The 12,384-nt window shown below is 72.8% G+C and carries 10 protein-coding genes; 7 read left to right on the top strand and 3 right to left on the bottom strand.

Translation table 11 applies throughout. The annotated features are described in order from the left end of the window. Positions 1-10 precede the first annotated feature (10 nt). The 6 genes from ACFYPJ_RS15080 (at position 11) to ACFYPJ_RS15105 (ending at position 5,282) form a co-directional block, all read left to right on the top strand. Entirely contained in the window at positions 11-952 is a 942-nt protein-coding gene (locus tag ACFYPJ_RS15080) for a Zn-ribbon domain-containing OB-fold protein (RefSeq protein ID WP_389015950.1), read from the top strand. Next, positions 949-2,019 carry a thiolase domain-containing protein gene (locus ACFYPJ_RS15085; RefSeq protein WP_389015952.1) on the top strand — a complete coding sequence of 357 codons (1,071 nt, stop codon included), beginning with the start codon at positions 949-951 and terminating at the stop codon, positions 2,017-2,019. The genes ACFYPJ_RS15080 and ACFYPJ_RS15085 overlap by 4 nt, the downstream gene beginning before the upstream one ends. Further along, on the top strand, positions 2,016-3,182 hold the full coding sequence (locus tag ACFYPJ_RS15090; protein WP_389015955.1) for a thiolase domain-containing protein: 1,167 nt from the start codon (positions 2,016-2,018) through the stop codon (positions 3,180-3,182). The genes ACFYPJ_RS15085 and ACFYPJ_RS15090 overlap by 4 nt, the downstream gene beginning before the upstream one ends. An 82-nt stretch (positions 3,183-3,264) precedes the next feature. Then, a complete protein-coding gene (locus ACFYPJ_RS15095) occupies positions 3,265-3,507 on the top strand; it encodes a DUF397 domain-containing protein (RefSeq protein ID WP_389015957.1) in 243 nt (80 codons plus the stop codon). Positions 3,508-3,654: 147 nt separating this feature from the next. Next, positions 3,655-4,599 carry a universal stress protein gene (locus tag ACFYPJ_RS15100; RefSeq protein WP_389015960.1) on the top strand — a complete coding sequence of 315 codons (945 nt, stop codon included), beginning with the start codon at positions 3,655-3,657 and terminating at the stop codon, positions 4,597-4,599. A gap of 185 nt (positions 4,600-4,784) precedes the next feature. Continuing rightward, positions 4,785-5,282 (top strand): hypothetical protein, encoded by a 498-nt coding sequence (locus tag ACFYPJ_RS15105; RefSeq protein WP_389015963.1) that lies wholly within the window; start codon positions 4,785-4,787, stop codon positions 5,280-5,282. Positions 5,283-5,291: 9 nt separating this feature from the next. On the opposite strand, the gene ACFYPJ_RS15110 is transcribed toward ACFYPJ_RS15105, so the two are convergent. Both ACFYPJ_RS15110 and ACFYPJ_RS15115 read right to left on the bottom strand, forming a co-directional pair. Continuing rightward, a complete protein-coding gene (locus ACFYPJ_RS15110) occupies positions 5,292-7,262 on the bottom strand; it encodes an N-acetylmuramoyl-L-alanine amidase (protein WP_389015966.1) in 1,971 nt (656 codons plus the stop codon). 354 nt (positions 7,263-7,616) lie between these two features. Then, complete coding sequence (locus tag ACFYPJ_RS15115) at positions 7,617-8,756, bottom strand: aminoglycoside phosphotransferase family protein (protein WP_389015969.1); 1,140 nt, start codon at positions 8,754-8,756, stop codon at positions 7,617-7,619. Between the two features lie 254 nt (positions 8,757-9,010). On the opposite strand from ACFYPJ_RS15115, the gene ACFYPJ_RS15120 reads away from it, so the two are divergent. Next, the gene (locus ACFYPJ_RS15120) at positions 9,011-10,504 is read left to right on the top strand and encodes a hypothetical protein (protein ID WP_389015971.1); all 1,494 of its coding nucleotides are present in this window, start codon (positions 9,011-9,013) and stop codon (positions 10,502-10,504) included. Between the two features lie 80 nt (positions 10,505-10,584). On the opposite strand, the gene ACFYPJ_RS15125 is transcribed toward ACFYPJ_RS15120, so the two are convergent. Next, on the bottom strand, positions 10,585-12,039 hold the full coding sequence (locus tag ACFYPJ_RS15125) for a PP2C family protein-serine/threonine phosphatase (protein WP_389015973.1): 1,455 nt from the start codon (positions 12,037-12,039) through the stop codon (positions 10,585-10,587). Positions 12,040-12,384 lie beyond the last annotated feature (345 nt).

The raw sequence follows: 12,384 nt of genomic DNA on the forward strand, positions 1-12,384 counted from the left end.
ACAGCCGTCGATGCCCGAAGTCCTCAAGGCCCCCCTCGTCCTGGAGTTCCCCTTCACCCGCTCGCTCGGCCCCGTCCAGAGCGCCTTCCTCACCGGCCTGCGCGAACGCGTCGTGCTCGGTGTGCGCACGGACGACGGCCGCACCCTGGTACCGCCCGTCGAGTACGACCCGGTGACCGCCGAGGAGATCCGCGACCTCGTCGAGGTCGCCCCCACCGGCACGGTCACCACCTGGGCCTGGAACCACGAGCCCCGGCCCGGCCAGCCCCTCACCACCCCCTTCGCCTGGGTCCTGGTCAGGCTCGACGGCGCCGACACCCCCCTGCTGCACGCCCTGGACGCCCCCGGGCCCGACTCCGTGCACACCGGCCTGCGCGTGCGGATCCGCTGGGCCGAGGAGCCCACCGGTGCCATCACCGACATCGCCTGCTTCGAACCGTACGACGGCACCGCCGCCGAACCCGCCGGCCACAGCGGCACGTTCGCGGACCCCGTCACCGGCATCGTTGCCCCCGCCCGCCTCGACTACACCTACACACCCGGCCGCGCCCAGAGCGCCTACATCGAGGCGCTCGCCGAACGCCGCACCGTCGGTGAACGCTGCCCGTCCTGCCGCAAGGTGTACGTCCCGCCCCGTGGCGCCTGCCCCACCTGCGGAGTCGCCACCGCCGAGCAGGTCGAGGTGGGCCCCCGCGGCACGGTGACCACCTACTGCATCGTCAACATCAAGGCCAAGAATCTCGACATCGAGGTGCCCTACGTCTACGCGCACATCGCCCTCGACGGCGCCGGCCTCGCGCTGCACGGCCGCATCGGCGGCATCCCCTACGACCAGGTGCGGATGGGCCTGCGCGTCGAACCGGTGTGGACCGAGGGTGCCCGCCACCCCGACCACTACCGGCCGACCGGCGAACCCGACGCCGACTACGACACGTACAAGGAGCTGCTGTGACCCGTGCAGACGCGCCGGCCCCCCGGGAGATCGCCGTCGTCGCCTTCGCGCAGACCGCCCACCGGCGTGCCGACGAGGAACACTCCGAGGCGGAGATGCTCCTGCCGGTCCTGCACGAGGTGCTGGAGAGGACCGGCCTGAAGACCTCCGACATCGGCTTCACCTGCTCCGGCTCCAGCGACTACCTGGCCGGCCGCGCCTTCTCCTTCACCCTCGCCCTGGACGGCGTCGGCGCCTGGCCGCCGATCTCCGAGTCGCACGTCGAGATGGACGGCGCCTGGGCGCTGTACGAGGCCTGGACCAAACTGCTCACCGGTGACGCCGACACCGCCCTCGTCTACTCCTACGGCAAGTCCTCGCCCGGCTCCGTCCGGGACGTCCTCACCCGCCAGCTCGACCCGTACTACGTCGCCCCGCTGTGGCCGGACGCCGTCGCCCTCGCCGCCCTCCAGGCGCAGGCGCTCATCGACGCGGGGGAGACGGACGAGCCCGCGCTGGCCGCGCTCGCCGCCCGCAACCGGGCGTCCGCCGCCGCCAACCCCCACGCCCAGCTGCGGGGCTCCGTCCCCCAGGGGGAGTACGTGGTACGGCCGCTGCGCACCGGCGACTGCCCGCCCGTCGGCGACGGCGGCGCCGCCGTGATCCTCGCCGCGGGCGACCGGGCCCGTGAGCTGTGCCCGCGGCCCGCCTGGATCCGGGGCATCGACCACCGTGTCGAGGCCCACGCCCTCGGCCTGCGCGAGCTGACCGACTCGCCCTCTGCCCGGCTCGCCGCCGAACGCGCCGGTGCCTTCGAACGTCCCGTCGACACCGCCGAGTTGCACGCGCCGTTCAGCGCCCAGGAGGTCGTCCTGCGCAAGGCGCTGCGGCTCGGCGACGAGGTGTGCGTCAACCCGTCCGGCGGGGCCCTCGCCGCCAACCCGGTCATGGCGGCCGGACTCATCCGCATCGGCGAGGCCGCCGCCCGCATCGCACGCGGCGAGTCCGACCGGGCGCTCGCCCACGCCACGTCCGGCCCCTGCCTGCAACAGAACCTGGTCGCCGTACTCGAAGGGGATCCCCGATGAGCAAGGAGCCCGTGGCCGTCATAGGGATCGGCCAGACCAAACACGTGGCGGCCCGCCGGGACGTGTCGATCGCGGGCCTGGTCCGCGAGGCGGCCCGCCGCGCCCTCGACGACGCCGAGCTGACCTGGTCCGACATCGACGCCGTGGTCATCGGCAAGGCGCCCGACTTCTTCGAGGGCGTGATGATGCCGGAGCTGTACCTGGCCGACGCGCTCGGCGCGGTGGGCAAGCCGCTGCTGCGGGTGCACACCGCCGGTTCCGTCGGCGGCTCCACCGCCCTGGTCGCGGCCGGTCTCGTCGCCTCCCGGGTGCACGCCACCGTGCTCACCCTCGCCTTCGAGAAGCAGTCCGAGTCCAACGCCATGTGGGGCCTGTCCCTGCCGATCCCCTTCCAGCAGCCGCTGCTGGCGGGCGCGGGCGGCTTCTTCGCGCCCCACGTGCGCGCGTACATGCGGCGCAGCGGTGCCCCCGACACCGTCGGCTCCCTGGTCGCCTACAAGGACCGGCGCAACGCCCTCAAGAACCCGTACGCCCACCTGCACGAGCACGACATCACCCTGGAGCGGGTCCAGGCGTCCCCGATGCTGTGGGACCCCATCCGCTACTCGGAGACCTGTCCCTCCTCCGACGGGGCCTGCGCGATGGTCCTCACCGACCGGGCCGGCGCCGCCCGCGCCCCCCGCCCGCCCGCCTGGATGCTCGGCGGTGCCATGCGCAGCGAACCCACCCTGTTCGCCGGGAAGGACTTCGTCTCCCCGCAGGCCGGCAAGGACTGCGCCGCCGACGTCTACCGGCAGGCCGGCATCACCGACCCGCGCCGGGACATCGACGCCGTCGAGATGTACGTGCCGTTCTCCTGGTACGAGCCCATGTGGCTGGAGAACCTCGGCTTCGCCGCGGAGGGCGAGGGCTGGAAGCTCACCGAGTCCGGGGTGACCGCACTCGACGGCGACCTGCCCGTCAACATGTCGGGCGGCGTGCTGTCCACCAACCCGATCGGCGCCTCCGGCATGATCCGCTTCGCCGAGGCCGCCCTCCAGGTGCGCGGACAGGCCGGGGAACACCAAGTGGAACGGGCCAGGAAGGTACTCGGGCACGCCTATGGCGGCGGGTCGCAGTTCTTCTCCATGTGGCTGGTGGGAGCGCAGCCGCCCGACTTCTGAAAGGTCCCCCACACGTGGCCTGTTGGCCGCCTGAACCGATCGCTAGGCTGGCCGCGGACGACGAACCGGGAGGAGCACGGACGTGGCCGAGAGCACCATCCAGCAGCACCCGCTCAGGGGCTGGGACAAGCCGGAACTGGACCTCAGCAACGCCGAGTGGCAGTCCAGCAGCCGAGGGCTTGGCGATGTCCAGATCGCCTTCGTCGAGGGGTTCATCGCGATGCGCAACAGCGGCCGCGCGGAGAGCCCTTCCCTGATCTTCACTCCGGCCGAGTGGGGAGCCTTCGTCTCCGGCGCGCGGGAAGGCGAGTTCGACCTGACCTGACCCGCGCGGCGCCGGGTGCGCCGCCGGGCCGATCCGGGGGACTTCCGCACCGATTTCCGGACACGCGCCCGACCGGGCCCCGCCGGGACCGGCGCCTGAGCGAGGCTGACCCCGGAAAGGCACAGCCGCATCCCGGAGGTCAGGACGATGAGCACGCTGCCGGTGATCGCCGCGGTCGACGGTTCGGACGACAGCCTGCGCGCCCTGGACTGGGCCCTCGACGCCGCCCGGCGGCGCGCGGCACCGCTGCGCGTGGTCCATGTGCGGCAGTACGCGCCGTGGGGCCAGCCCGAGGTGCTGATCGCCGGACCGCCCGAACCGGACGACGACGGCATCCTCGACGCGGTGCGCACCCGGCTGCGCGGACCGGCGGCCGGGCAGGCCGTCGAGTACGTCGCGTTGTCGGGTGCGCCCGCCGCGGTGCTGCCCGGTCTGGGCGCCGAGGCACAACTGCTGGTGCTCGGCTCCCGGGGGCGGGGCGGCTTCGCCAGCCTGCTGCTCGGCTCCAACGGCATGGCCGCCGCCCGCGCCGCGAAGTGCCCGGTCGTCGTCGTGCCCCGGCCCGGCCGGGACCCGGGGGCCGCCGCGGCGGCGGGGGAGCGGGGCGGGACACCGGCCGAGCCGGGTCCCCGCGTGGTCGTCGGCGTGGACGTGGACGACCCCGACGACGCCACGCTCGCTTTCGCCTTCACCGAGGCCGGTCTGCGCGGTGCCCTGCTCCAGGTGATCGCCGCCTACCGGTGGCCCGCGCTGCCGCTGCCGGCAGCCGGCGGCCTCGTACCGGCCGACATCGACCAGGCCGCCGTCGAGCACGAGACCCGGACCCTCACCGAGGACCTCCTCGCACCGCACCGCAGCCGGCACCCGGATGTCCGCGCCGTCGCCCGGGCACTGCCCGGCGACGCGGCCGGCAACCTGGTCGCGGCCTCGGGCGGGGCCGCTCTTTCCGTCGTCGGCCGGCACCGGCGGCGCCTGCTCGCGCCCGCCCCGATGATGGGCTCCGTCACCCAGGCCGTCCTGCTGCACGCGGCGAGCCCGATCGCCGTCGTACCACCCGCACCGCCGCAGAAGTCCGCACCACCGCAGAACTGACCCGGCTCCCTCGCCCGGCCCACCGGAACCCCGCCCACCGGAGCTGCCCGCCGGCCCCGCCCACCGGATCCCCGCACAAGGCGGCGCCGCCGGTCGCCCGCGGCCTCCCGTGGGGCGGCGCGGCTCCCCTGATGGGACGCCGCCCGGGCGCCATCGACCGGGTACGGGCACGTACCATGGGCCGCATGTCGTTCCTCCGTCGCCGCAGCGCCACGCCCGCCGGGCCCGACTTCGACGTCCTGGCCATGGACCCGGGCGACTGGCCCGGCAATCTGGGCGCGGGCCTGCTGCCCGCTCCCGACGGCAGCTGCCAGGGCGTCTTCCTGCGTTACGACCTGTTCGGCGGCCGAGGCCCCGCCATGATCATCGGCAACCTCCCGGAGGGCTCCCCGGCCCGTGACGTCGCCGAGGGAGAGATCCCCTTCGAGGTGGCCCAGTTGCTGCTCGCACTGGACAACGACGAGGAGGTCACGGTCACCGGCACCGAGGACATGCCGGTGCTCCAGGGCGACAACCTGCTGATCGTGCGTCGGCTGAAGCTCAGCGAGACCCGGATCTCATGCGTCCAGTTCGACCGCAGCGACGGCATCCTGGTCACCATCGCGGCTTGGGACCGGCCCATCACCGATGACCTGTACGCCCTGCTGAAGCCGCTCCCGGCGGAGCTTTTCCAGCAGGGCTGACGGCGGCCGTCAGCCGGCCGACGACCGCACGTCCACGTCGGCGGCGCGCACATACGCCACCCGGTGGCCGTACTGGATCTGGTAGTACAGGTCCTCGCCCACCACGACCCGGTGCGAGTCCGTGGTGAAGGTGACGGCGTAGAGGTACTCACCGGGCAGTTCGTCACCGACGACGTATTCCTGGCCGGCCGGGATCGTGTACGACAGCGGCGACACCGCCTGCGCGGGCACTCCCGTCGGGTACGCCTCCTTCTCCGGGTAGGCCCGGCCGTACACCGGAACGCTCGCACGCCCCGCCTTGGGCGTGATCACGAGTCCGGAGGCGTTCACGGCCGTCGGCCGCCCGGCCGGGTTGCGGAACCAGGCCCGCTGCCCCAGATACCAGATCGCCGTCCAGTCGCCCCAGCGGTCGGCCACCGCGTACTGCTGCCCGGTCGAGACCCGCGAGGACAGGTCGTTCACATCCGTGGTGGGGGCGGTGCCGAGGCCGATGTCCTTGATCAGCGCGGAGTTCTCGTCATGGTCGGAGTACAGCCGCACCTCGCTGGACCCGTGCGCCGGGCACGGCTCGCCCGCGGTGGTGCAGCCCGTGTAGACCGGCTGGTTCTTCGCGTAGTCCGGCAGGATCGTGACCAGCCCGCCGCTCCTGCCCGCCGTGCGCTTGAACGGGTGGCCCAGCAGCTCGAAATAGTGCCGCCAGTCCCAGTACGGACCCGGGTCGGTGTGCATGCCGGGCACGGAGGAGGTGGTCGGACCCGGCACGTTGTCGTGGCCGAGGATGTGCTGCCGGTCCAGCGGAATGTCGTACTCGGCGGCGAGGTACTTCACCAGCCGGGCCGACGACCGGTACATCGCCTCCGTGTACCAGGCGTCGGGCGAGGCGAGGAAGCCCTCGTGCTCGATGCCGACCGACTTGGCGTTGACGTACCAGTTGCCCGCGTGCCACGCCACGTCCTTCGCCTTGACGTGCTGGGCGATCAGGCCGTCCGTGGAGCGGATGGTGTAGTTCCACGACACGTAGGTCGGATCCTGGATCAGGTTGAGGACGCCGTCCCAGGTGCCCTCGGTGTCATGGATGACGATGTAGTCGATTCGCTGCGAGGCCGGCCGGTCCCCCAGGTCGTGGTTGCCGTAGTCGTTGTCCCCGAACTCCTCGTACGGCGCCGGCAGCCAGGTGCAGGACACCGACGCGGGGCACTCCGTGCCGCCTTGGCCGGCCGGATCGAGGCCGGCCCGCTTCAGTTGCCCGGTGTCCGCGGACAGGCCCGGCTGCGCGGCCAGCGCGACCGCCTGCCCCCGGTCCGTGGTGCGCCGCGCGCCGGTGCGCAGCACGTCGTACACGTCGTTCGCGTACGCTGCGGCGGTCGCGGTGTCCTCCGCGCCGGAGAACCGGGCCACCGCGCCGTACCACTCGGCCGGATCGGAGCCGAGGGGTCGGCCCAGTTCCTTCTGGGCGGCGACGAGCAGCGCGGCACCTCCGGTCACGTTGGCGGCCGGGTCGGTGCGCAGCTCGGCCGCCGGGATCCCGGTCAGTTCGGCGGCCCGCGGCAGCGTTTCGAGCCGGTCGGGGAGCGCGGCGGCGTCCGGCACGCGCACCTTCGGGTGCAGGGCGGGGCGGGCGCTGTCACCGCGGGCGTCCTCGGTGTCCTCGCTGTGGTGCGGTGCGGCGGCGAGCGCGGTGTGCGCGTCGGTGAGGTGCATCGGGCCGTAGCCGCCGGACACGCTCGGCGCGCCTGCGTGGGTGTCCCAGCGGGACTGGAGGTAGGAGACGGCCAGCAGCACGCTCTGCGGCACGTGGTACTCGGCGGCCGCGGAGACGAAGGCGTCCTGGAGGCCGCCGGTGGCGGAGCGGTCGGCGCCCGGGGACGGTGCGGCACCCAGCAGCGGCAGCAGCAGCGCCGCGGCGGCGATGCCTCCGGCGGTCCTGCGGGTACGTCTTCCGCGCGGAGCGGACGTGGGGTCGGGGGCGGATCCTCGCAATGCGGCCTCCTGGGGCGATCGAGCGCGGTGGGGCGTGCGGGGCTGAGCGATGCTCAGTGGTACCGGTTCGTCGACGATCCGTCAATCATGCCCAGGAAAAAGCGATTTCCCACGTCAGACGGGGGCGAGGGAGTTTCGTGGCAGTGCCGCGCGGGCCTGCGGGGCGTCAGTGGCGTACACCAATGACCCCGTTGTGCACCGGGAATTCGGGGGATCGGCGGGGGCACGCCGGGGGCGTGCATCGGGTCGGCCGCGCCGGGCGGCGTGGAGTGAGGAACGGGCGCGTGGTGCGGGTCCGGCGCGCGGCTCGGCCCGAGGTGCACCGCCTGGGGCGCACCTCGGGCCGACGTCCCGTCAGCGTGTGCCGACCGCCGCGCGCACGGCCCGGCGGGCCAGCTGGCAGTCGTCGTGCAGCCGCCGCAGCAGCAGCCGCTGCTCCTCGCCGGACGGTACGCCACCCGCCGAAGCCGGGCCCGGGGCCGCCGGGGGCGCGTCGTTCATCGAACGCTGCACGGCCGTCTCGTAGGTACGGATCTCCCGGGTCAGGACGAGCATCAGGTTCACCAGGAAGGCGTCCCGCGAGGCCGGGCCCGCCGACTGGGCGAGCTGGCTGATCTGCCGACGCGCCACCGGCGCGTCCCCGAGGACCGACCACAGCACCGCCAGGTCGTACCCCGGCAGGTACCAGCCCGCGTGCTCCCAGTCCACCAGCACCGGGCCCGCCGGAGAGAGCAGGACGTTGGAGAGCAGGGCGTCGCCGTGGCAGAACTGGCCCATGGCCTGGCGGCCCGTCGCGTGCGCGATGCCGTGCAGCAGCTTCTGCAGGTCGCCCAGGTCCCGGTCGGTGAGCAGCCCCAGCTCGTGGTACCGGGCGATGCGGGCCGCGTAGTCGAGGGGCGCGTCGAACGTGCCCGCCGGTGGCCGCCAGGCGTTGAGCCGGCAGATCGCGCCGAGAGCCGCACGGATGTCCGGGCGGGGCGGGGCCTCGGCCGGATGCCGCTGCAGTGCCGCCACCCGGCCCTGCATGCGCTCGATCACCAGGGTGCAGTTGTCCGGATCCGCCGCGATCAGCCTCGGCACCCGGACGGGCGGCCGGTGCCGGACGAACGAGCGGTATGCCGCTATTTCGTGGCGGATGCGCTCCGCCCATGCGGGCGACTGGTCCAGGAGACACTTGGCGACGGCCGTGCTGCGTCCCGTCGTGCCGACCAGGAGCACGGACCGCCCGCTGCGCCGTAGCAGCTGCACCGGAGTGAACTCCGGGCAGATCCGCTGCACCGACGCGATGGCCGTGCGCAGTTGCGCACCTTGGGGACCGGACAAGTCGAGTCTCCCGCTGAGCGGTTGAGTGCCCGGCCCCGCGGTGCGCGGTGGCCGCCCCGCGCCCGGCACGCCGGTCCCCGGATGTGCGGGAGCGAGATAGGGCCCGCCGCCCGCGGGGCGGGGACGCAGCGGCCGGGGCGGAGCGGACACGGAGGACGATGCTGCGTACATGGGCGATACAGATCCCTTCGTGTTCCTGCGGTGTCTGCCTGGTGCGCGCGCCCACCCGGCCCGGTTGCCCGGATGCATCCTGGGGAATGCGCCCGTCTGATGTCGCGGTAGCCGGGTCGGGGTGGCGCTTTCCTACCTGACACCCGATGTGCAGTGGCACACCATCTGGCGCACCCTGGCGAACCCTGGCGAATAGTCGCTCGGCAACCTGCGCCGGGCTACTGTCAACTCAGCCGAGAACCTGGGGGCTTGACGTGAGCGGACTGTCCAACACCCGGCTCGCGGATCTGTTCGGCCTGGCCGGCTGGTCCAAGGGCGAACTCGCGAGGCTGGTCAACCGGCAGGCGGCGGCCATGGGCCACCCCCAGCTGGCGACCGACACCTCCCGGGTGCGGCGGTGGATCGACATGGGAGAGATCCCGCGCGATCCGGTGCCGCGGGTGCTGGCGGCCCTGTTCACCGAGCGTCTCGGTCGTGTCGTGACCATCGAGGACCTCGGTCTGGTGCGGCACGGGCGTACGGGGAAGCGGCAGGCCGGCGGGAGAGCGGAACATCCCGACGGTATGCCGTGGGCGCCCGAACGGACTGCCGCGGTCCTCACCGAATTCACGGGAATGGACCTCATGCTCAACCGACGCGGCTTGGTGGGCGCGGGTGCAGCGCTCACCGCGGGATCCGCACTCAGCAGCGCCATGCACGACTGGCTGCACACCGACCCCACACTCAGGGCCGACGCCCCTGCCCTCCAAGACCCCCTGCACGCCGACCCCGCTGGGTTCGACCGTTACGAGGCCGCCCCCATCGGTTCGCAGGAGATCGAGGAACTGGAACGTTCGGTCGAGGTGTTCCGGGTGTGGGACGCGGCCCGCGGTGGCGGGTTGCAACGCAAGGCGGTCGTGGGCCAGCTCAACGAGGTGGGCGGCATGCTCGCCTACCGTCACCCCGACCATCTGCAGCGGCGCCTGTGGGGCGTCGCTGCCAATCTCGCCGTCCTCGCGGGCTGGATGTCGCACGACATCGGCCTGGAACCCACGGCCCAGAAGTACTTCGTCATCGCCGCCCACGCGGCCCGGGAGGGCGGCGACCGGCCCCGCGCCGGGGAGGCGCTCTCCCGAGCGGCTCGCCAGATGGTGCACCTGGGCCGGCCCGACGACGCACTCGATCTGATGAAGCTCGCCCAGTCCGGCTCGGGCGCCGAGGTGCTGCCGCGCACCCGGGCCATGCTCCACACCATCGAGGCCTGGGCACAGGCGTCGATGGGCAAGGGGCAGGCGATGCGCCGGACCCTCGGCCAGGCGGAGGACCTCTTCGTCTCGGACCGGGGCGACGTGCCGCCGCCGAGTTGGATGCAGATGTTCAAGGAGGAGGACCTGTACGGCATGCAGGCCCTGGCCTACCGGACCCTGGCCGAGTTCGAGCCGGGGACGGCCGTGCACGCCCAGCACTTCGCGGAGAAGGCCCTGGCCCTGCGGATCGACGGCCGCCAGCGGTCGAAGATCTTCGACTTCCTGTCCATGGCGTCCGCGTGCTTCATCGCCGACGACCCCGAACAGGCGGACCGGTACGCCCGGCTGGCCCTGATGTCGATGGGATCGAACTCCTCCCACCGCACCTGGGACCGGTTGCGCCAGATGTACCGGCTCACCGCCGAATTCGCCGGCTATCCGAAGATCAACGAACTGCGGGAGGAGATCGAGCTGGCCCTGCCCAAACCCAGGAGCAGGGGAAGCAGGAGCGCACCGGCCTGAGGCGTCCGTGTGCGCATTCCGGCAAGGTGCCCTCCCGGGCCTTGGCCGGACATCACCCGGGGCAGCGCTCCCGGGATTTCCTAGGCAGCCAACTTGGCGATGAGCACGCAGGCGTCGTCCTCGCGCTCGTCCGCGCCGAACTCCTCCACGACCACCCGCACGCAGTCCTCCGCGGTACCCGCCGCGGCGAAGCGCGGGGCCATCCCGAGGAGGCGGTCCACGGCGTCCGTTCCACTGTGCCCGGGTACCAGGCCGTCGGTGCGCAGCAGGAGCAAGTCGCCGGGTTCGAGAGTCGCTTCGGCCTGTCCGTAGGCTGCGGACGGGGTCGTGCCGAGCGGGACGCCCTCGGGAGCGGCCAGCATGCACCCCGTCCCGTTGCGGTAGAGCAAGGGGGCGGGGTGTCCTGCCTGGGCCCATGCGAGGGTCCGGTCGGCGGACCGGTAGCGGCAGCAGACGGCGCTGGCCGGAGCGGGTGGTGCGGTGCTGTCCAGTAACTGGTTCAGCAGGTCCATCAGTCTGGCCGGCGGGCTGCCCGCCAGCGCCATTCCGCGCAGGGCACCCATCAGCATCGTCTTGTCCGGGGCGACGGTGATGCCGTGCCCGGTGAGGTCGCCCACGCCGAGCAGGGTGTCGCCGTCCGGCAGTTCGAACGTGTCGTACCAGTCGCCGCGGGCCTGCGGGCTCGCCGCGGCGGTCAGCCGGCGGGCCGCCACGTCCAGGGACCGCGGTCCCCGGTGCGGGAGTCCGGGCGTCCCGTGCGACGGGGGCAGCACGGCCTCCTGCCCTTCGGCCGGGGGCCGGCTCCCGGACCGTGCCCGTCGGCGCTGGCGCCGCAAGGAGTCGCGGGTCTCGCGCACCGTCTGCTGGTTGCGCCGTAGTTCACTGACGTCCCGCAGTACGGCCCACATCGCGGCCGTACTGCCGTCGGCGTCGGGCACCGGCTCGCCCATCATGTGCACGGTGCGCACGGACCCGTCGGGCAGTACGACCCGGAACTCGCCGTCGATCGGCTTGGCGTCGACGAGACAGTCCGTGACCATCGCCGTGAGCTTCGCGCGGTCCTCGTCGAGGACCAGGGACGGTAGTTCGTCCAGGGTGAGCGCGGGCGCGGACGGGGAGCGGCCGAGGATCCGGTACAGATCCTCGGACCAACTGGCCTCGTCCGTGAGGAGGTTCCACTCCGCGCTGCCGACCCGGCTGAGCAGGGAACCGGCGGGCCCGCGGCCGAGGCCGTCGGGGACGGATGCGGGCCGCCCGGCCTGCCGGAGCACCGGCTGCACGGGGGCGGACGGAACCGGCGGCGGATCGTCCCGCAGCTGTGCCAAGTGCTCGTCGAGGTCGTTGAGCTGATGCAGCGCCAGGTCGTACAGCGCGCGCTGCCAGCGCTCGTGCGGGTCCGCGGCGTCGCCGTGCGTGTCCCTGCGTACGGCGTCCACCTCGCCCTTGAGCCGCCGCGTCTGCGATATCAGCGCCTCGACCGAGCCGCGCCCTGGCGGCTGGGCGGCGGGGCGATCCGCAGAGAGGTGGGACGGCATGACGCACTCCGATGCGACGGTACGGCCAAGGAGGAAGGGGGACCGGTTACGACTGTTGCACAGCCCGCGACGCCCTGTAAGGGATTTGGCAATACACGATACGGTGGTGCTTCTGACATATGCCAGAGTCTCAACTGCGAGCGTGCCCGGTGCCATCAGCGTACTCGGCCGGGTGGGACAAGTCGTAGTCGGAGTACGCGGTTTGACCGATCGGCGGGCCTGTCGTCGAGGTGCACCGTTCACGTGTTCGGCGCGCTGAGGTTTTGCGGCGGTCATGCTGACTTGCGTGGTGACATACATCACATCACTGGGTGCCGCGCAAGGTGTCATACACCCGGGTCTCTC

Source organism: Streptomyces sp. NPDC006012 (assembly GCF_042871185.1).
Classification (GTDB): Bacteria; Actinomycetota; Actinomycetes; order Streptomycetales; family Streptomycetaceae; genus Streptomyces.